This window comes from Aliarcobacter vitoriensis, from assembly GCF_048320235.1.
Classification (GTDB): domain Bacteria; phylum Campylobacterota; class Campylobacteria; order Campylobacterales; family Arcobacteraceae; genus Aliarcobacter; species Aliarcobacter vitoriensis.
Window position 1 is genome coordinate 448,733 of sequence record NZ_CP182882.1, and the last position, 20,956, is coordinate 469,688.

Consider the following 20,956-nt stretch of genomic DNA (forward strand, 5'->3'; position numbering starts at 1 on the left):
CAACTTAGTTGCATAAATGTTTCGTAAAAGTAAGTTTAAAAAGAAGCATTTTATATATAGAATTTAAATAAGAAAATTTGTGATTTTTGTAAAATAAGAGTTTAAAGAAGTTGAATATTTTTATAAAATAGTTATTTTACTTCCGAGGTCAGACATTCCACAAGAGTACATAGCACTCGTAACAATAGCATCTATACCTAAAGAAGCATACTCTTTAGCATTGTTTATATTTATTCCTCCACTACATATTATTTTTACATATTTATAGTTTTGATTTCGTAATTGTACAACTCTTTTTATATCTTCTTTTGACATTTTATCTAACTGTAAAACATCAACTCCATATTCTAAAAGATATTTGCTATCTTTAAAAGTTGAACTTTCGACTACTATTTTCTTTTCTGGCATTTTTATTTTAAAAGTTTCAATATCTTTATAAAATTCTAAATCATCTTTATATACAACACGGTGATTTGGAAAAAATAGCAAACTTTCACTAAGATTCAATCTATGAACAAATGCTCCACCATTTAAAATAGATTTTATACAAAATTTTTTTGCAAAAGGATAAGTTTTTCTTGTAGTTAATAATTGACAATTAGGATTTACCTCAGCAATATTTTGCTTCATTGTTGCTGTATATGTAGCTATTTTAGAACTATATTCAACTATTAGTTGTGTTGTTCTCCAAATTTTATGGATATTTTCATAAGTTCCAATAAAACTTAAGACTAAATCACCTTTGGAAGCTTTTGTTTTTGAACTTAGATAATGCACAACTTCACAATTCATAAGTTTTGCTATTTGACAAGACTCTTCACTACAAGATACAACAATATCTTCTCTTGTAAAAATATCCAATTTAGCTTTTAGATTTGATTTTTCTTGTAAAGATGTAGTTAGATCTAAATATGGTAAATCATCACTTAAAAGTTCTAAAAGTTCATTATCAGAAAACAATATCATTTTATGCGATATTTGGAACTAAGAAATCAGTCTTTTTAAGAAGTTTAGAGCCTTTTTTATTAAACTCACTCTCTAATTTACCTCTATTCTTACAAATATACTCTAAAACAAGTGGTTCTTGCTTTTGAATAAGATTTAAAATTGCAAGTTTCATAGAAGTATAAAACTCTTCTTCACTATAAATAGATTCTGCAATCTTTTCTATTATAACTTTATTTGAATTCTCTTCAAAACTCTCTTCTAATAGTATTGTAACTTTTTTTGCAACTTTATAGTTTGTGATATGACGAAGAAGCTTATAAAATTTTAGTGATAAATCTAAAAGATAATCTTGACTTCCCATATCTTCAATACGACTTATCTTTCCTGTTTTTAAAAATTCTACTAACTCTTCATCAGTAAAAGCATACTCTATAAGAGAAATTATCTTCCTTTTATCTTGCTTCTTCCATTTATAATATGTTGGGGCAGAAAACTCAAAAAGCTTCGTCATAATCATCTCTTTAGTCATATCTTTCCTTTTTTTAAATTATGTCATTATATACTTAAATAAATAATGATTTTATTAAGCTATTTTAAATCTTGCCAAGAGTCACCAACTGCAACAGATACTTTAAGTGGTATATTTAAAACAAAGATATTTTCCATAATATCTTTTATATCTTCTTTAACTTCATCTACATACTCATCTTTGATTTCAAATATAAGTTCATCGTGGATTTGTAAAAGCATTCTTACATTTTCATTATCTTTATATTTTAGATGTATTTTTATCATAGCAAGTTTTATCAAATCAGCTGCACTTCCTTGAAATAGAGTATTTACTGCTTCTCTTAAAATTCCAGCTTGTAAAATAGGACTTGCTCCTTGAAAATCAAAAAGCCTTTTTCTATTTAACAAAGTTTTTACATAGCCTTTTTGTATTACTCCATCTTCTATAGATTTTAAATACTCTTTTACACTTTTAAATGCTTCAAAGTATGAATTAATATATATTTTTGCTTCTTTTATACTAATACCCAAGGTATGTGCTAATTTCTTACTTCCCATTCCATACAAAAGACCAAAATTGATAGTTTTTGCAATAGCTCTTTTACTTTTTGCCTCATCTTCTCCAAAAATTTTTACAGCTGTTTGTAAGTGAATATCTAAATCTTCTTTAAATGCTTTAACCAAAGCTTCATCTTGACTAAAGTGTGCAAGTAATCTTAGTTCAATTTGAGAATAATCTACTCCTACAAGTTTATATCCATCTTTTGCTACAAAAGCTTTTCGTATTTGTATCTCGCTTTGAGATCCAACTGGAACATTTTGTAAATTTGGAGTTTTTGAACTCAATCTTCCAGTTGCTGTTCCTGTTTGTAAAAATGAACTAAATATTCTATGCTCTTTATCTCTTAATCCAAATTCTAAAAGTGGCTCGATATATGTAAATTGGATTTTAAAAGCCTCTCTATATTTTAATACCAATGGTACAACTATATGTTTATCTTTTAAACTTTCTAAAACAGATTCATCTGTAGCATATCCTCTTTTAGTATTTTTATAAGATGTAAATCCTAGTTTTTCAAATAATATGATACCCAACTGCTTTGGAGAATTTATATTAAAATTCTCATCAACTGCTTGATGTATTTGAGAAGTTAATTCAATCAAATATTGAGAAATCATCTCTTTATATTTTCTTAAAAGATTAACATCTATTTTTATACCTTTTTGCTCCATTGATGCTAATACATATATAAAATTAAACTCCAACTCAAAAGCTATATTTAAAAGTTCTTCTTCTTTTCGTTCTTTGAAAATATCAAGTTGTCTATTAAACAATTTTAAAGTCCATAAAGCATCTTCTGCTGCATATTCACAAGCTTCTGCTAGTTCAATTGATGAGAAATCTTCACCTTTTTTAACAATATCATCAAAAGCTATCATTTTATGTCCAAACTGCTTTTCAACTTGATAATCTAGTCCTATTTTTTCACTTGTATTTAATAACCAAGATAATATCATAGTATCGGCATATAGTTTTAAATCTAAGCCAAAGTTATTTTTGATTATTTGCCAATCATATTTAAAGTTTTGAAAAATTAATTTATATCTATTTAAAATTTCAATAGTTTTTCTAGCAACATCATGTGAAATTTGATTTCCCACACCTAAATAACTATGAGCTATTGGAACATAATATGCTTTATTCTCTTCATAGCAAAAAGAGAAACCTATAATTTTTGCTTTTGCTGTATCAAGATTTGTAGTTTCTGTATCAAAAGATATATAACTATCTCTTGGTATTTTATTTATAGCTAGACTTAAATCATTTTCATTGTCAAGTAAAATGTATTCTATTTTTTCACTTGATTTCTTTTGTGGTGCTTGAGGAATCTCGGTTTTATAGCTAAGCCCATTTTTGTTTACTCTTTCTAAAATTTTAGTCATATCATATTTGATTAACTCATCAGAAATTTTAAGTATTGGATTTTCTAAGGGTAAAGTAAATTCATCAAGATTTGATATTACATGACAATCATTTTTTAAAGTTACAAGCTTTTTAGATAAAAAGGCATTATCTTTACTTTCAAGTAAAAGTTCTTTTGTTCGTTTTTTTTCAATATTTTCTATATTAGAATATATATTTTCAAGACTTCCAAATTGTTCAATTAAACTTTGTGCTGTTTTTGCTCCAACACCTCTAACTCCAGGTATATTATCAGCCGTATCCCCAACAAGAGATTGATAGTCTGTAAATTGTTTTGGTGTAACTCCATATTTTTCTATACATTTTGCTTCATTAATAACTTGCTTTTTTGTAGGGTCAAACAAATAAACATTGTTGTCATCATCTATTAGCTGATATAAATCTTTGTCATGCGATACTATTCGTACTTCCAAACCTTTTTCTTTTGCATCTTTTGCTATACTTGCAACAATATCATCTGCTTCATATCCCGTTCTTATGGCTATTTTAAAACCCATTTTTTCTACCCAAGATATTGCTATTGGAAGTTGAGTTAATAAATCCTCTGGAACATCTGGACGCTGTGCTTTGTAGTTTTCAAATAATTCTGTTCTAAAAGTATCACCTTTGGAATCAAGTGCAAAAACAATATAATCTGTTTGAAAATCTTTTCCAATACCAGCAATAAAATTTGTAAATCCAGTCAAAAGACCTGTTGGTAAACCCTCATTTGAACGCAATGGTGGTAATGCAAAATAACTTCTAAATAAAAATCCAAATGTATCTATAATCGTAATACTTTTTTTCATAACTCTTCTTTCAATATTGGCTTAAGGACTTATAATATAATAAAATCTTTTAAAAATGGGTTATTATAAAAAGATTACAATTTGTAATGTTTTTTGATGTTTTGATTTTTTTTTGATAATATTCAAAAAACAGCAAAAGTAATTTGTTGAAAATAATAAAATTTTGGAGGTCTTAAATGAGTGAAACATTTATCATTGCAAGTAGTTTATTTGCTTTTATCAGTTTTTTTACTTGTGTATAGTCTTTTTATAAATTTATAGAGTTTATAATATAATAAATCTTTCTAAACAAAGGATAGAATATATGATAATAATTCCAGCAAGACTAAATTCAAGCAGATTTGAAAATAAGATTTTAGTAGATATTTTGGGCCTTCCAATGGTTATAAAAACGGCAAAACAAGTGAGTTCTTTGGACAAAGTAGTAATAGCAACTGATAGCCAAAAAGTCATTGATTTAGCTTACAAATATGGTTTTGATGCAGTATTAACATCAACTGAACACAATAGTGGAACAGATAGAATAAATGAAGCTGTAAATAGACTAAATTTAAGTGATGATGAAATAATTGTAAATGTTCAAGCAGATGAACCTTTTATTGAAGAGAGTGTCGTAAAAAGCGTTATGCAAAAAGTACAAGAGATAAAAAATCAAGAAGATATTTTGATAACTTCTTGCTATAAAGAGATAAATAGTGAAGCAGCTGATGATCCAAATTTAGTAAAAGTTGTATTAAATGAAAAAGAAAATGCAATATATTTTTCAAGAGCAAAAATCCCATATCATAGAGACCACAAAGAGAATTCTAGCTATTTTGGACATTTAGGAATATATGGATTTACAAAAAAATCTCTAAATAAGTTTTGTAGCTTGAACTCTTCAAAATTGGAAGATATAGAAAAGCTTGAACAATTAAGAGCAATAGATAATGGCTTTAAAATAGCAATGGTAAAAGTTGAATCAAAATCATTTGGGATAGATACAAAAGAAGATTTAGCAAGAGCTTTAAAATTATTTAAGTAAAAAGGAAGATTAAAATCTTTCTTTTTTAGAAACTAAAATCTTCTCCCAAATAGTGTTCTTTTACTTTTGCATCATTTTTTATCTCTTCTGAAGTTCCACTACTCAACAAACTACCAGATTTCATAACATAAGCTCTATCACAAATTTGTAGTGTTTCTCTAACATTGTGGTCTGTTATTAAAACGCCTATATCTATCTTTGTTAATTGATGAATTATCTCTTGAATATCTTTAACTGCAATTGGATCAACTCCAGCAAAAGGCTCATCTAAAAGTAAAAATTTTGGTTTTGAAACCAAAGCTCTTGCTATTTCTGTTCTTCTTCTTTCTCCTCCTGAAAGGGAAACTCCTTTTCTTTGTCTTATTGGTTCAATATTAAAAAGCTCCAAAAGTTCTTCAACTCTTCTTTTTTGTTCATCTTCATCATCATATATAATCTCAGCTGCCAAAAGTAGATTGTCTTCAACACTTAAATCTTTAAAAATAGATGACTCTTGTGGTAAATAACCTATTCCTTTTAATGCTCTTTTATGAAGTGGTAGTTTTGTTATGTCTTCTTTATCAAAAAACACTGTTCCGCTACTTGGTTTTACAAGTCCACAAACTGTATAAAATGTTGTTGTTTTACCTGCTCCATTTGGTCCTAAAAGTCCAACTATTTCTCCACTTTTAACCTCAAGAGAAATTCCATGTAAAATCTCTGTTTTTTTAATACTTTTTTTAATATCAACTATTTCTAACTTATGCATCTATTTTATACAACCTTTTATCATTTTCTTTAAAAATATTTATAATAACAACTTCATAACCATAGTTTTTTAAAAGTTCTTCTAGTTTTTCATCGCCCCATTCAACAAAATGTATGCCATTTTTTTCAAACTCTTCAAGCATTCCTAAACTTATAAATTCATCTAAGGTTTTATTATACAAATCATAATGAAATATTTTATCCGAATATATAGCTTGTAAAGAAAAAGTCGGTGATGTTACTAAATCATCAAATCCTAAAGAATGAACAAAACTTTTAACCAAAGTTGTTTTGCCACTTGCTAAATCACCTCTTAAAATAGCTACACAATCTTCAGATAAAATATTTTTTAAATTATCAATTAAAATACCTATTTCATCCAAGCCCAATAAAAAATCTTTTTTCAAAAATCAACCTTTTAACAACTCAATTTTTGTGAAATTTTAATAATCTGTTCCAATTTCTCTTTTGCTTTTCTACTATCGATTATCTCTTTAGCTATTTGTATACCATCTTGAAAATCTCTTGCTTTACCATCTACAATTAAAGCTGCTGCTGAATTCAATAAAACAATATCTCTTTTTGCTCCATCTAAATCACCATTTAAAATATCTCTTGTAATTTGGGCATTAACTTCTGGACCAGCACCAACAATATCATCTTTTGAACTTAATTTTATTCCATAGTTTTCTGGGTTTATCTCTAACTCTTCAATTTTCCCATTTAATAAAAGTGTTGCATAAGTAATATCTGAAACAGATATTTCATCCATTCCATCATTTGAAGATACAACCATAGCTCTTTTGCACTCCAACAAATCCAAAGCTGTTGCTATTTTATTGATATAATCTTTATGAAATACTCCAATAACTTGTTTTTCAACACTAGCTGGATTACATAAAGGGCCTATTATATTCATAATTGTTCTATGTGGAATCGTTTTTCTAACAGGAGTTATAAATTTCATAGCAGGATGGTGATTTGCTGCAAACATAAAAGCAAACCCAGTATCTTCAAGCATTTTAGCAGTATCTTCTAAACTCAAACTCAAATTTATTCCCAAGGCTTCTAGCATATCAGCACTTCCACTTTTACTTGTAACACTTCTATTACCATGTTTTGCTACATAACAACCACCAGCTGCTAACAAAATAGAAACTGTACTAGAGATATTGAAACTATAACTTTTATCTCCACCTGTTCCAACAATATCGATTGATTTTTCTTGTAAATCTTTTGAAATTGGAAGTGGTATAACATAATCCCTCATAGCACTTGCAGCTCCTGCAAGTTCAGAAGCAGTTTCTCCTCTTTCATATAAAGCTAAAAAATAATCTTTAATCTCATCATGACTCAAATTATTTTGAAAAATCTCATCAAATCTTGCTTTTGTTTCAATAAACATTCTAATCTATCCTTTGTACATATTCATCTATTTTTGATTTTGGTGTTGATTTTGTAGTTGGTATTTGTAAAATCTTGAATTTTTCACTACTTTCAAGGTATTTTATTTCGATAATATCCCCTATTTTTACCTCTTTTGCTTTTTTCACAGCTATATTATTTAAAAACACAACTTTGTGTTCTAACATATCTTCAGCAACGGCTCTTCTTTTTGTTATATTAACGGCATTTAAAAATTTATCTATTCTCATAGAAAATATTATAACTAAAATAAACTAAAATATTTTTAACCTATTTTTGATTAAAAATTGTGTATTATAGAATAATCTTTATCTTTGGAGTTTTATGATTTTTAGATATATTATTTTATCATTTTTATTGATATTCAATTCCTTTTTAAATGCAAATGAATACAAATTTGACTTAATGGATGATATATTTGATTTAGACTTAGAACAACTTAAAACTATGAAACTAACTACAGCTTCAAAATCAATTCAAGTTTTAGATGTTGCTCCTACAAAAATCATAATAATTACAAAAGAGCAAATAGAACAAAGAGGTTACAGAGGACTTGATGATTTATTAAATGATTTACCTGCAATTCAAATATTAAGACATGCAGATAGTGGAATAATAAATCAAATTGGTATTCGTGGAATTATGGGTAACAACTACTTCAAAATTCTTCAAGATGGTATAGAAATAGACCAAACAGATGGAGAATTTATGAGTGTTTCTATGCAATATCCACTCATTGGAATAGAAAAAGTAGAAATACTTTATGGTGCAGCTTCTGTTATTTATGGAGCGGATGCTATGAGTGGAGTTATCAATCTTGTAACTTCTTCTAAAGAAAATGGACAAATAGGAGTTTGGGCAGGAAAAGATAGATATAAATATTTTTATGCAAATCAAAGTATAAAAATAAACGATGGACTTCTTTCATATAAAGCTCATTTACATACAGATCAAGACTATAATTTTGACAAAGAATATCCAGATAACTTTAAAAATACAAATCAATCTAATAATTTTCAACCACATGAAACAAAATCTGCTTCTTTAAAATATTTAAAAGGTGGCTTTGATATTGGAGCAAATTATAGTTATTCTTCTGAATCTACACTTATTTCAATGAATGGAGATAATGCAAATAAAAATAGAAATATTTTTGATAAGAATGCAAACTTAAATACTCAAAAAATCAATACTTATTTAAGATATGAAACTGATATTTTTTGGGATATGTCATCAACAACAACTCTAAGTTATAGCCAAACTGAATTTTTAAATGATAGTTATTTTAGAAACAGATATACAGGATGTGATGCAGACTATAACTGTTTCAAAGGCTACCAATATTCAAAATCTAAAAAATATAGTCTAGAAGAAACTTTAAATAAACAAATAAAAAACCATGATATAACTATTGGAACAAATTTTGATTGGTATGATGTAACACCTATTGGTTATCAAGGTATAAAAAAAGGAAAAGATAAATACTATTTGATTCAAGATGGAAATAATGCTTATCTTTCAAATATTAAAGCTCCAAATTATGAACAAAAATGGCATAATATTGCATTTTATATCCAAGATCAAATAACATTAAATGATAATTTTGAAATAGCTTTAGCAGCAAGATATGATGAAAATTCAAACTATGAATCTTCTTTTAATCCAAGAATTGCCTTAATACATAAAAATAATTCTTTAACACAAAAGTTTATATATTCTCAAGCTTTTTTAGCACCTTCCAATAATGTTAAATATAAATCTTATGGTGCATTAAACAAAGATTCTAATGGAGAATTATATTTTAATGAAGCAAGAGTAGGAAATTCAGATTTACAACCAGAGAAAAGTAAAACTTATGAATACAATCTATTTTTACATCTTTCAAGTAATGACCAAATAGTTTTTTCTACTTACTATACAAATATAAAAGATATTATTCTAATAGAAGAACCTCTTCCTAGTGGAAAATATAATGACATTCAAATAAATAATCCCAAAAGTGCTCAAAATGCAGCAGACTCTCACATATATGGTGGAGATATATCATATATGGGACACTCTTACTTTTCTGGATATGATATAAACTATTGGGCAAATTACAGTTATATAAATGGAAAAATAGACTATGAATACGACTATAATTTACCATTTCTTGCATCACATGTATTTAAAGCTGGAAGTACTTTTAGATACAAAGATTTTACATTTTCACCATCACTTAGATGGTTAAGCCCAATAAAAGTTGCACCTTTTGATGATATTACGGATAGAACTACAAATGGTTATTTCATAGCAAATTTGTATGCTAGTTATAATATTACAAAATCACAAAAAATAGCACTTAGAGTAGATAATATTTTTGATGAACACTATTTTACTCCAAGATATAATTCATCAAAAAGATATGTTTCACCACAAGATACCAGAATGACTTATATTTCATATACAATTAATTTTTAGGAAAAACTATGAAGATCTATATATCAATACTTATTTTTTTATTATCAATAAATAATACATTTTCAGATGAGATAAAAGAAGAACAAATAAAAGTTGCGTATGTTTACAATTTTTTAAAAAACATCTCTTGGAAAAATGATGAGAATATAAAAAGCTATAAATTGATGATAGTTTCTCAAAATCAAACATTAAACAATATGTTTAAGATGTTAGCTTCAAGAAAACAATTAAACGATAAAAATATAGAAGTAATTATTTATAATAATACTAAAGTAGATAACATTCAAGCCATTTTTATAGATAAATCATCAGAAGTTGAATATGAAAAATTATATTATGAATATGAAAAAAACAATACTCTATTAATAAGCGATAATTATGCAAACAAAAAACAAGTTATGATAAATCTACTTCAAAATGATTCAAAAATAACTTTTGAGATAAATAAAGCAAATATTTTAAATAGAGATTTGACTGTGTCGCCAGATATTATTCTTTTAGGTGGAACAGAAATTGATGTAGCTCAATTATATAAATCTTCTCAAGTTCAATTAAAAGAGCAAAAAGAGACTATTACATCTTTAAATAAAAATATTGAAGACAAAAACAAAGAATTAAAAGAACAATTAAAAGCAATAGACCAACAAAAAACAATAATTAGTGATCAAATAAAAAATATAAAAGTTCAAAATGAACAATTAACTTTACAAAAAAAAGAATTATCACAAATTTACAATAGCATAGAAGAACAAAAAGAGAAACTTTTTATTGCTCAAAATGAAGCAATAAAAAAAGAAAAAGATATAAAAAATTTAATAAATTTACAATTAGAGCAAGAAAAAACTTTTGAAGATGCAAAAAACAACCTAGATCTTCTAATGAAAAAAATAGATGAACAAAATAGTAGTATCTTAGTAAAAGAAGAAATTATTACAAATCAAAAAAATATAATTCTTGTATTCTTTATTTTATTAATTATTATCTTAGCCCTTGGATTAAATGTTTTACGACAAAATAGACTTCTAAAAAATTTATCTGAAACTGACACTTTAAGTGGATTATACAATAGAAGATATACTCTAAAAAGACTAGAAGAAGAAGTTTCAAGATTTAAAAGATATAAAACGCCATTTTCAATAATCCTTTTGGATATAGATTTCTTTAAAAAGATCAATGACACATATGGTCACGATAAAGGAGATTTTGTAATAAAACAAATATCTGAAATCTTTAAACAACATACTAGAAAAACCGATATATGTGCAAGATGGGGAGGCGAAGAATTTTTAATACTAGCTTCAAATAGTGATATCCAATCGGCAACAAAATTAGCTGAAATCTTAAGAAAAGTTGTAGAAAATAGTGATTTTGGAATAAATCAAAAAGTGACAATAAGTCTAGGAGTTGCAACTTTGAGTGAAAACTCAGATCAAGATGTAGTTTTAAAACTTGCTGATGAATTACTGTATAAAGCAAAAAGTTCAGGAAGAAACAAAGTTATTGCTGCTTAAATCGTTTTATATTAAATTTTAGATAAAATCAGCGAAATTTAATAACCAAAAATAGGATATGTTTATGAGTAAAAAAGATATAAAAAAAGTTGTTCTTGCATATAGTGGAGGTTTAGATACTTCTATTATTTTAAAATGGCTTCAAGATGAATACAATGCTGAAGTTATCACTTTTACAGCTGATTTAGGACAAGGTGAAGAAGTTGAACCTGCAAGACAAAAAGCTATTGCTTGTGGAATAAAACCTGAAAATGTTTTTATTTTAGATATTAAAGAAGAGTTTGTTAAAGATTATGTTTTTCCAATGTTTAGAGCAAATGCTATTTATGAAGGTGAATATCTTTTAGGAACTTCTATTGCAAGACCATTAATTGCTAAAAAACTTGTAGAAATTGCAAACCAAAAAGGTGCAGAAGCAGTAAGTCATGGAGCAACAGGAAAAGGAAATGACCAAGTAAGATTTGAACTTGGAGCATTAGCTTTAAATCCAGATTTAAAAGTTATTGCACCTTGGAGAGAGTGGACTTTAAATTCAAGAGAAAGTTTACTTGAATATGCTAAAAAAAATGGAATTGAAATATCACAAAAACATGTTGATGAAAATGGAAATCCAAAAATCAGCCCATATTCTATGGATGCAAATTTACTTCACATCTCTTATGAAGGTTTACACTTAGAAAATCCAGCAAATGAACCAGAAGAATCAATGTGGTTATGGACAAATTCTCCTGAACAAGCACCTGATGAAGCTGAATATATCACTATTGGATATAAAAATGGAGACCCTATTTCTATAAATGGAAAAGAGTTATCACCAGCAACTTTACTTAAAACTTTAAATGATTATGGAAATAAACATGGAATTGGAAGAGTTGATATTGTTGAAAACAGATATGTTGGTATGAAAGCTCGTGGTTGTTATGAAACTCCAGGTGGAACAATTATGTTAAAAGCTCATAGAGCAATAGAGTCTTTAACACTAGATAGAGAAGCAGCACATTTAAAAGATGAATTAATGCCAAGATATGCAAAACTAATTTATCAAGGATATTGGTTCTCACCAGAAAGAGAAATGCTTCAAGCTGCTATTGATGCAACTCAAAAAAATGTAGAAGGGATTGTTAAACTAAAACTTTATAAAGGAAATGTAACAGTTGTAGGAAGAGAATCAAATAAATCACTTTATGATGATGCTTACTCAACTTTTGAAAAAGATGAAGTTTACAATCAAAAAGATGCAGAAGGGTTTATAAGACTTAATGCTCTAAGACTTGTAATAGCTGGTAAAAAACAAAAATAATTCATATAAAGAGAGTGAAAACTCTCTTTATTTTTAAATATTATTAAAACTCCATTTTCATGGAGAAAGCAACACTTCTAGTATCCCCTATACCATTTGCATTTGCCCAATAAACTTTATTTGTTAAGTTTTGTACATTTAGATTAAAAGTTGTTGGATATTGTCCTAACTTAGTAGAATATCTAAGTCCTGCATCATAAATTGTATAGCTTGGTATAACATCCTTATTTTCTTGATCTACATAGCTTTTACCAGTATAGTATGCTCCAGTATTTATAGCTAAACCATTTATATATGGAATATTATACTCTGCAAATAATTTAGCCATTTTTGTAGCTACTAATGTTGGTTTGTTTCCTTTTAAAGATTCATCTTCAATTTTTTCTAAACTTAAATCCATCAAAGTTACTCCACCCATAAGTGTAAGATTATCTGTAACTTTTCCAGTAAGCCCTATTTCAAGACCTTGATGTATTTGTTCTCCATCTTGAGTTAATGTTGGTTTTCCTAAACTTGCTGTTGTACTTTCATCAGTGTAAGAATTAGCTTTTTCTATTCTAAACAATGATGTTGTTATTAAAGCTTTTTCATCAAATAAACTATATTTTGCTCCAATTTCATATTGTTTGCTTTTATATGGATCTAAAATATTTCCTTCATTTGCATACCAAATTCCGACAATAGTTCCCGCCTCTAAACTCTCTATATACGTAGCATAAGTTGTAAAATTCTCAAAAGGCTTATAAATAAGTGATAAAGTAGGAGTTAATTCTGATTTATCATATTTCGTATTTGATAAATAGTTTTTATTAATAGCCGTTGCATAATTTACTCCTACTAATGCACTCCATTGTTCATTGAAAACTATATCATCACCTATTAATATATTTTTATATTGAGTTTGAGTTATTGGTTTTTTTGATTGTGTTCCTATTGTTCCATAATCACTCCAATTTGGTTCAGATAAATTTTTATAATCATTAAAAGTGTAATTGTAATACCTGTTAGTTCTAAGTTCATTATCTGCTGATCTAAAAAGTTTTCTAGAATTTAAAGAATAACCAAGAGTTAAAGTATGATTTATACTTCCTGTATCAAACTTTGAATCTAAATATATATTGGCTCCATAATTTTTAGTTTTATTCCAAGCAAATTGTCTAGCATCCAACTCTTCAATAATATTATTTTTATAATAGTGAATATAGCCGTAAGTTCCTCTTCCTTTATGTTCTTCATACATTGCATTTGTTCTTAGAGTAAAAATATCATTTATATCCCATCTTATATTATTTGAAATATTGTGAGTATTTGACTCATTATCCATCCAATCTGGAATAGAATATTTATTTGAAGTTATATCTGAACGAACCACTCCTCCATAATCACCAAAAACAAGATTTCCACCTTTTGCTAAATAGTTTTTGTAAGCATATTTTATATCTGTATAAAAATTATCTGTTGGTTTCCAATCAAATACTAAACTTATTGCTTTTTGCTTTGTATCAGCTTCTGATGGTAGTCTTCCATCTTGATATAGTCCATTTACTCTATATCCAAAAGTATGATTATCATCAAATTGTCCACCTAAATCTAAGTGTGTATAGTATGATTCATTTCCATAACTACCTATTGAAATATTTCTTAAATCCTTAGTTATTGGTTTTTTAGTTATATAATTAACTGCTCCTCCAACTCTTCCGCCACCATATAAAAATCCTGTTGCTCCACTGATGATTTCAACCCTTTCTATATCTTGCATCATCACACTATTTGTACTACTTCCAGCATAAGAAATACCATCAACTATTGGATTTGAAGAATTAAATCCTCTAATTGTTACTCCTGTATGATCTCCTCCAGTTGATCCAAAATTCCCATCTTCTACTTGAGTAGTTGGATTCATTTTAAAAATCTGATTCATATCTTTTGCTTGAACATTTTCGATTAAGTCTTTTGAGATTATACTCATTGAGTATGGAGTGTCTTGTAGTTTTCTTTCATTCCAAATACCTACTCCCTTTGTTTCTTCTACAAGGTAGCCTGAATCAGCACTTCCATTTTTATAATTAGAACTAGAAACAGAGATTTCATCTAGGACAGTAGTATTACCAAAGTTTTGATATTTTGGTTTTTCTATTATATATATTACACCATCTTCTTGAATAGCTTTTAAATCATTTGGATTTAGTACACTATTTAAACTATCTAATACCGTACCCCCCCCCGAAACTCACTTTTTCTGAATCTACTATTTTATTCTTCAAATCTTTTGATTTTGAAATATACGTTACATTATATTTCTTTACTATATTCTCTACTGCTTCTTGCAAACTTATCTCTTTTGCATTTAACATTGTTCCACTTAACATCATTGATGTTAATACTGACATGAAAACTTTGTTTTTCATCTTCTAATCCTTTGTATTAATTTTGAGAATTTGTTTCTCTATATAGTAAGACGATTTAAATGAAAAAAATGGACAATTTTTACAAAAGAATTTTCAAATTTGTTGCTTAGAGTTACCTTTGGTAACAAAAATAGATAAAATTTAAATTCTTAATATATTCTGATTTAAATTCAAATACCAATAGATAGCTCTATTTTATAACTATTTGTGTTATAATCTATTATGTTAATATCAAATGGAACAGCTTTAAATATACTTTTAGCAAATAACAATAAAGTCTTAAATGATGTATTAAAAGAGACAGACAATAAAACTTTAAATAATCTTTTAAAACAAGATAAAGGACAATTATCAACAATCGATGCTGGAAAAGTTTTAAAAGAAGTTTTTGATAATATAAAAGATGGTACAAAGTCGAATTCATCTTTAGAAAATATGCTAAAAAATTCAAATCTTTTCAAAGATTTAGGAAGTGTTTCAACAAATATATCAAATTTACTTAATTCTGTAAAAGATGATGAAAATTTGCAAAAATTTAAACCATTATTAGAAAACTTTGCAAAAAATCTAAAAGATATTGATGCAAATAGTTTAAAAGAACAATTAAAAAATAGTGGTATTTTTTTAGAAAATAAACTGACACAAAATTCAAATTTGAGTACAAAAATAGAAAATATTTTACAAAATATTTCAAATTTATTAAAAAATATTGATACACCTCAAGTAAAAGAGATAAATAACCTTATAAACAATATTATCAAAAATGTATCAAGTCCAGCTTTTGTATCTAGTGGTGATTTACAAACTAGTCTAAAAAATCTTACAACAGCATTACAAAATTTAAATAATGCTTTGAACAATCCACAGACACAAAGTTTAAGTAACCTTGTAAATGAATTAAAAACAGTTTTAAATCAAGGAACATTAGTTGAATCAAAACTAGAGAATAAACCTGCTCAAAACCAAGTACAAACAAAAACTTTAGATAATCCAATAACAAATTTGATGAATAATCAAGTACAAAATTCAACTTCATCTCAAGCTACAAATCAACTACAAAATCCAAGCATTTTAGAAACAAAAAATAGTATTAATCTACAAGTAAAAGAACTTTTAGTACAAATTAAAAATGACATAATACAAAACCCTACTTCAGTACAAAACAAAAATATTTTGCCAATAATAGATAACCTTCTGAAAATAAATGATTTTTTTTCAAAACCAGAAGTAGCAATACAAAATAATCAGCAATCATCACAAAATATATCAAATTTGGCAAATAACTTACAAAATATAAATTTATCAACTTTTTCAAATAATTTTACAACAAATTTAAGCCCTCTTTTAAATGCTTTAAAAGATAGTTTACAATCGCAAAATCCACAAAATAGCCAAATTCAAGAACATATAAATACTCTTATAAAAAAAGTTGAAACAGTCATTCAAGAGCAAATAAATAACCCAACACAAAATTTGAAAACAAATATGAAACTAGAAGATGATTTCAAATCAGTTTTATTAAAAATGCAAGATGAATTAAGTACAAAAACAGATGTAAAATCACAAGATGCTTTGAGAACAATAAACAACTTGATAACTCAAGTAGATTATCATCAACTAACTTCTATTGTTTCAAACTCTAACTATGTTTATATTCCTTTTTTTTGGGAAATGTTAGAAGATGGAACTATCGAGATGAAACAAAAAGATGAAGAAAAGTTTTTTTGTCAAATAAAACTAACATTAAAAGATTTTGGAAAAGTTGATTTAATGCTCTCTCTTTATGATGAGAATAAGTTAGATATGACTATTTATGCGCAAAGAGAACATTTTAAAATAGCTCTTAGAGATAATATGCAACAATTAAAAATAGCTCTTAACAATGTAGAATTAATACCCGTAAATATAAAACTTCTTGATATGAAAGACGAAGAAACAAAAGAAGAAAAACCATCAAATATTTACCAACAAAACTACTATAATAGTGAGTCTTTTGGTTCAAAAGTTGATATAAAGGCGTAAGATGGAAGATAAAAGCCCAAATATTCAAAAAGCCGTTGCACTACAATATGACAAATCAGTAGATAATGCTCCAAAAATAACAGCAAAAGGGAAAGGTGAAACTGCAAAAAATATAATAAAAATTGCAAAAGACAACAATATTCCCATAAAAAAAGATGAAGATTTAGTAGAACTTTTATCTCAAATTGATATAGATAAAGAGATACCATCTTCGATGTATAAAGCTGTTGCAGAAATTTTTGCATTTATTTATGACTTATCAAACAAAAATAAAAAATAGGATAAAAAATGATTTTAAAAAAATTTATTATAAAAGATCAAAAAGAGCTTTATAGACATAAAAACTATCTTTTATCTTTAGATTTAGAATTTGATAGCCATAAAAAAGAGTATTCAAATAGTGGATACCTTGATTTTAATACAGAATATGAACTTGTAGAATTTTTAAAAAATGGTGACTTTAAATATACTATAACAGAAGAAAAAATAACTGATTTCAAAAAACAAATTATAGCTAAATATAAAACTTTACAAATTGATACAAACAATATATTTATAGTTGAAAAAAATGATAATTCTAAAATATATCTATTAAATCAAACAAAAAATCAAATTCAAATATTAGACTTAAAAAAATCAAATTTTAAATCATATAAAATAGATAAAGATATACAAAATGAAACAAATTTGAGTATAAAAGTACTTAAAACTCTAGCTTCAAATGATGATGATTTTAAAGAACTTTTCAATATTTTTGCTATATTAGAAAATCAAAATAGTGAAGAATTACTATTTATCGATAAACTTAAGAAATTTAAATATTTTTGTATTTCAAAAATAAAAGAAAAACAACAAGATATGTTTTTATGCAATTGCATAGAAGGCTTTTTCCCTGAAACAAAATTTTATATAAAAGGTGATAGAGTTTTTTCAGACTATACAAACTATTTCTTAAGTTATGAACAAGAGTTTAAATTATGGAAATATCTATATAATAATAGAAATTTAATAGGAATATTTAAAGAACCAACTTTAAATCAACTTTTTGTTGGAAGAAAAATATACATTATAGATGAATTTGCAAACAAAATAAAAGTTATTATAAAATCTGCTAAATTTAGAGAAGACAACCAAGGAATAATAATAAGCTTATCAAATGGAATAAGTATACAAAAACTATCAAAAATATTTACAAAAGAAGAGTTACAAAAAAGAGTTGTTGAGGCTAGAGATTGATTGCGGGATTAAATATTTAATCTACCGCAATCCTAAATAATTTAGTTTAAAACTTCATATTCATAGCAACGCTAAATCTTCTACCATCTAAATTCCTTTCATTAGTTCTGTTTGCTATATTATAAACTCCAGCTGTAAATTGTAGTTTTTTATCATAATTATAAACTCCACCTAAATCAACTAAAGTATAAGCTCTTTTTTCTAAACCTAAATCTCCTCCACCTTGTGGTACTGAACCACTTGTTTTACCATTATAATTTAATTGCGTCCATAACAATAACTTAGAAGTTACATCCCAATCAAGTCCAGCATTAAACATATGTTTTGGTGAATCTGTAAAAGGTCTTCCTTTATTATTTCCACTTTTTTGCTCTGTATCATTAAATGTATAAGAATGTCTATACTTTAAATTATCTAAAATATTATACTCTGTTGTAAGTTCTATACCTTTACTTTCTGCTTCATCCACATTATAATATGTAGTATATCCTCTAGAAGCAAATGGAAGGTTTGGATATTTACTATAAAAACTACTTCCAGCAGTACCACTTCCTGCCAATGTATCTGAACGAAGAATTTTATCTTTAAAATCTATTTGGAAAACTGTTAAACTAGCAGCAAGTCCAATATCTGGATTATCATAAGCAAGACCTGCTTCATAATTCATACTTTTTTCAGGAGTTAAATTAGGATTTCCGATCATATCTCCGCCCATAGAACCTTCTGCATAATTGTCACTTGAATTTCTTAGACTTGGTGCTTTATATCCAGAAGTAACTCCAGCTTTTAAATTTAAATTATCTGTTAAACTATAAACTGCATAAGCTTTTGGAGAAAAATTACTACCAAACTGTTCATTATCATCATATCTTCCACTTAAAGTTAAAGCCAAATTATCTGTAGCTTGCCAAGTATCTTCAGCAAATAATGCCCATTGATATCTATCTAAATCTGTAGTTTCACCAAGAGCATTATGCTGTCCATCTGTAAGGATTTTCTCTTTTTTATAATTTAGTCCAATAGATAAAGAGTTTGTATCAAAGAAATATGTCCCTAAAGTATTTGCACTAAGAGTTTCAAATTGATTCTTTTGAGTTAAACTCTTATCTTTATCATGATTTACATAAGAATTTATAGAAAATTTATCATATTTTGCTTCATGATCTATATTATAATTAGTTCTTTCAAATTTTGTATAAGGAGTTTCTCTACTACCAGCCACTATACTTTTACCTTCAGTATGAGTTCTTTCTTGAATTGTATAAGAGTATCCAGCTCTAATAGTATTATTTTCATCTGGAGTCAAAATCAATCTTGTACCAATATTTTTTCTTTCAAAATCAGGGTCTGCTCCAGATACAGCATGCTCACTTTCATTCATATTCATTAAACCTGCATCAAGTTGAAAAGAAAGAGTTTTTTCAATAATTGGAGCATTTAAATAAACACTTGTATTTGATGTAGCATTATTTACTTTATTTGATGAAGCACCTTTTATATATTCTGTTCTTATGCTTGCAGTTGCTCTATCTTGATGTTTTTTAGTAATTATGTTTATAACTCCACCAATAGCATCTGAACCATAAAGTGAAGAAGCCGGACCTCTTATAACTTCTATTCTTTCAATTGCCTCAAGTGGTGGCATATAATTAACTTGACTTTCAGGATAACCACCTCTAATTTTATAAGCATCATCACCTTGTGCAGGTTTTCCATCAATTAAAAATAGTGTATATTCAGAACCCATACCTCTAATAGATATAGTTCTTTTTGAACCATTTCCAGAAACATTAACACCAGGTATATTTTTTAAAGCATCAGTTACATCACTATAAGATTTTTTTTCTAATTCTTCAGCAGTTATTACTGAAATTGAAGCAGCCGCATCTAAAACATTTTGTTCAAACCCAGAAGCAGTAGTTACAACTTGAATATCATCAAGTTTTGTAGTTTCATTTGCGTTTAGTAGGTTGTACCCCCCCGCAAACTAGTAAAGCTGTTGCAACTGTTCTAGCCATTTTAATTTTCATTTTTTTCCTTTTTTTGAATTTTAGATTAAAATTTCGATAAATCTTTTAGGATAATTTATCTTATTTTACATTTTTAATAATTATTATACTAATTAGTAAAAATTAAATGTAATATTAATATATTATCCTTAAGATAATTTTAAATCAATAGTAATTATTGATTAAATTCTCTATTTTTATTTCTTTAATAATAAAAATGATAACATTTAATAAAAAGTATAGAGTAACTTCTTTTGAATAAAACTCAATATTTCAGAAGATAGATAATGGATAAAGAGGATATAGATAAAATTTGGAGAAGGTGTTTAAATATGTTTAATTGTGTTGAGAAGGAAGAAATAGAATAAAAAAAAGCCTTCCCTAAAATACTAGAAGAAGTAACTTAGGAAAGGCATTTGTAAAAAGAATACTCAAAGAGTTAGCGGTGACCTACGTTTCCACAAGGGGACCCTGCAGTATTATCGGCGATGAAGTGCTTGACTACCAGGTTCGGAATGGGGACTGGGTATTTCCACTTCTCTGTAACCACTAACAAAGTTGAGTAGTAAAAGCAAATAAAAAGT

At 26.8% G+C, this 20,956-nt stretch carries 17 protein-coding genes and 1 rRNA gene; 7 read left to right on the forward strand and 11 right to left on the reverse strand.

The genetic code is table 11. The features are described 5' to 3' along the window. Nucleotides 1-120: 120 nt before the first annotated feature. The 3 genes from modD to polA are packed head-to-tail and all read right to left on the reverse strand — an operon-like array spanning nt 121 to nt 4,230. Entirely contained in the window at nt 121-966 is an 846-nt protein-coding gene (gene modD / locus ACNSOS_RS02245) for a ModD protein (RefSeq protein ID WP_418185789.1), read from the reverse strand. Between the two features lies 1 nt (nt 967). After that, on the reverse strand, nt 968-1,477 hold the full coding sequence (locus ACNSOS_RS02250; protein ID WP_113893923.1) for a hypothetical protein: 510 nt from the start codon (nt 1,475-1,477) through the stop codon (nt 968-970). Nucleotides 1,478-1,536: 59 nt separating this feature from the next. After that, a complete protein-coding gene (gene polA, locus ACNSOS_RS02255; protein ID WP_418185790.1) occupies nt 1,537-4,230 on the reverse strand; it encodes a DNA polymerase I in 2,694 nt (897 codons plus the stop codon). 304 nt (nt 4,231-4,534) lie between these two features. Between polA and kdsB the strand changes: the two genes are divergently transcribed. Beyond that, nucleotides 4,535-5,254: a 3-deoxy-manno-octulosonate cytidylyltransferase gene (kdsB, locus tag ACNSOS_RS02260; protein WP_418185791.1), complete on the forward strand. Its 720-nt coding sequence runs from the start codon at nt 4,535-4,537 to the stop codon at nt 5,252-5,254. A gap of 25 nt (nt 5,255-5,279) precedes the next feature. Here the strand turns inward: kdsB and lptB are convergent, their stop codons facing one another. Genes lptB through ACNSOS_RS02280 form a run of 4 tightly spaced genes read right to left on the reverse strand, consistent with a single transcriptional unit; the run spans nt 5,280 to nt 7,656 of the window. Beyond that, the gene (gene lptB / locus ACNSOS_RS02265) at nt 5,280-6,002 is read right to left on the reverse strand and encodes an LPS export ABC transporter ATP-binding protein (RefSeq protein WP_113909503.1); all 723 of its coding nucleotides are present in this window, start codon (nt 6,000-6,002) and stop codon (nt 5,280-5,282) included. After that, complete coding sequence (gene tsaE / locus ACNSOS_RS02270) at nt 5,995-6,408, reverse strand: tRNA (adenosine(37)-N6)-threonylcarbamoyltransferase complex ATPase subunit type 1 TsaE (RefSeq protein ID WP_418185792.1); 414 nt, start codon at nt 6,406-6,408, stop codon at nt 5,995-5,997. Before tsaE ends, lptB begins: the two co-directional genes overlap by 8 nt. 11 nt (nt 6,409-6,419) lie before the next feature. Continuing rightward, the gene (trpD, locus tag ACNSOS_RS02275; protein ID WP_418185793.1) at nt 6,420-7,406 is read right to left on the reverse strand and encodes an anthranilate phosphoribosyltransferase; all 987 of its coding nucleotides are present in this window, start codon (nt 7,404-7,406) and stop codon (nt 6,420-6,422) included. A gap of 1 nt (nt 7,407) precedes the next feature. After that, nucleotides 7,408-7,656: a S4 domain-containing protein gene (locus ACNSOS_RS02280; RefSeq protein WP_113893941.1), complete on the reverse strand. Its 249-nt coding sequence runs from the start codon at nt 7,654-7,656 to the stop codon at nt 7,408-7,410. 94 nt (nt 7,657-7,750) lie between these two features. On the opposite strand from ACNSOS_RS02280, the gene ACNSOS_RS02285 reads away from it, so the two are divergent. The 3 genes from ACNSOS_RS02285 (at nt 7,751) to ACNSOS_RS02295 (ending at nt 12,697) form a co-directional block, all read left to right on the forward strand. Continuing rightward, complete coding sequence (locus ACNSOS_RS02285; RefSeq protein ID WP_418185794.1) at nt 7,751-9,886, forward strand: TonB-dependent receptor plug domain-containing protein; 2,136 nt, start codon at nt 7,751-7,753, stop codon at nt 9,884-9,886. Nucleotides 9,887-9,894: 8 nt separating this feature from the next. Beyond that, the gene (locus tag ACNSOS_RS02290; RefSeq protein ID WP_418185795.1) at nt 9,895-11,397 is read left to right on the forward strand and encodes a YfiR/HmsC family protein; all 1,503 of its coding nucleotides are present in this window, start codon (nt 9,895-9,897) and stop codon (nt 11,395-11,397) included. A 64-nt stretch (nt 11,398-11,461) separates the two neighbouring features. Further along, complete coding sequence (locus ACNSOS_RS02295; RefSeq protein WP_418185796.1) at nt 11,462-12,697, forward strand: argininosuccinate synthase; 1,236 nt, start codon at nt 11,462-11,464, stop codon at nt 12,695-12,697. 43 nt (nt 12,698-12,740) lie between these two features. Here the strand turns inward: ACNSOS_RS02295 and ACNSOS_RS02300 are convergent, their stop codons facing one another. After that, the gene (locus ACNSOS_RS02300; RefSeq protein ID WP_418185797.1) at nt 12,741-14,666 is read right to left on the reverse strand and encodes a TonB-dependent siderophore receptor; all 1,926 of its coding nucleotides are present in this window, start codon (nt 14,664-14,666) and stop codon (nt 12,741-12,743) included. 232 nt (nt 14,667-14,898) lie between these two features. After that, nucleotides 14,899-15,105, reverse strand: coding sequence for a hypothetical protein (locus ACNSOS_RS02305; protein WP_418185798.1), 207 nt, complete (start codon nt 15,103-15,105; stop codon nt 14,899-14,901). A 222-nt stretch (nt 15,106-15,327) separates the two neighbouring features. Between ACNSOS_RS02305 and ACNSOS_RS02310 the strand changes: the two genes are divergently transcribed. Genes ACNSOS_RS02310 through ACNSOS_RS02320 form a run of 3 tightly spaced genes read left to right on the forward strand, consistent with a single transcriptional unit; the run spans nt 15,328 to nt 18,363 of the window. Continuing rightward, nucleotides 15,328-17,127, forward strand: coding sequence for a flagellar hook-length control protein FliK (locus ACNSOS_RS02310; RefSeq protein WP_418185799.1), 1,800 nt, complete (start codon nt 15,328-15,330; stop codon nt 17,125-17,127). 1 nt (nt 17,128) lies between these two features. Further along, complete coding sequence (locus tag ACNSOS_RS02315) at nt 17,129-17,407, forward strand: EscU/YscU/HrcU family type III secretion system export apparatus switch protein (RefSeq protein ID WP_113893956.1); 279 nt, start codon at nt 17,129-17,131, stop codon at nt 17,405-17,407. Nucleotides 17,408-17,415: 8 nt separating this feature from the next. Beyond that, entirely contained in the window at nt 17,416-18,363 is a 948-nt protein-coding gene (locus ACNSOS_RS02320) for a hypothetical protein (RefSeq protein WP_418185800.1), read from the forward strand. 46 nt (nt 18,364-18,409) lie between these two features. Here ACNSOS_RS02320 and ACNSOS_RS02325 read toward each other — a convergent pair whose 3' ends face one another. Together ACNSOS_RS02325 and rrf are read right to left on the reverse strand one after the other, a co-directional pair. Next, the gene (locus ACNSOS_RS02325) at nt 18,410-20,296 is read right to left on the reverse strand and encodes a TonB-dependent receptor domain-containing protein (protein ID WP_418186302.1); all 1,887 of its coding nucleotides are present in this window, start codon (nt 20,294-20,296) and stop codon (nt 18,410-18,412) included. A gap of 513 nt (nt 20,297-20,809) precedes the next feature. After that, nucleotides 20,810-20,926 (reverse strand): 5S ribosomal RNA (gene rrf, locus ACNSOS_RS02330). Nucleotides 20,927-20,956: the final 30 nt, after the last annotated feature.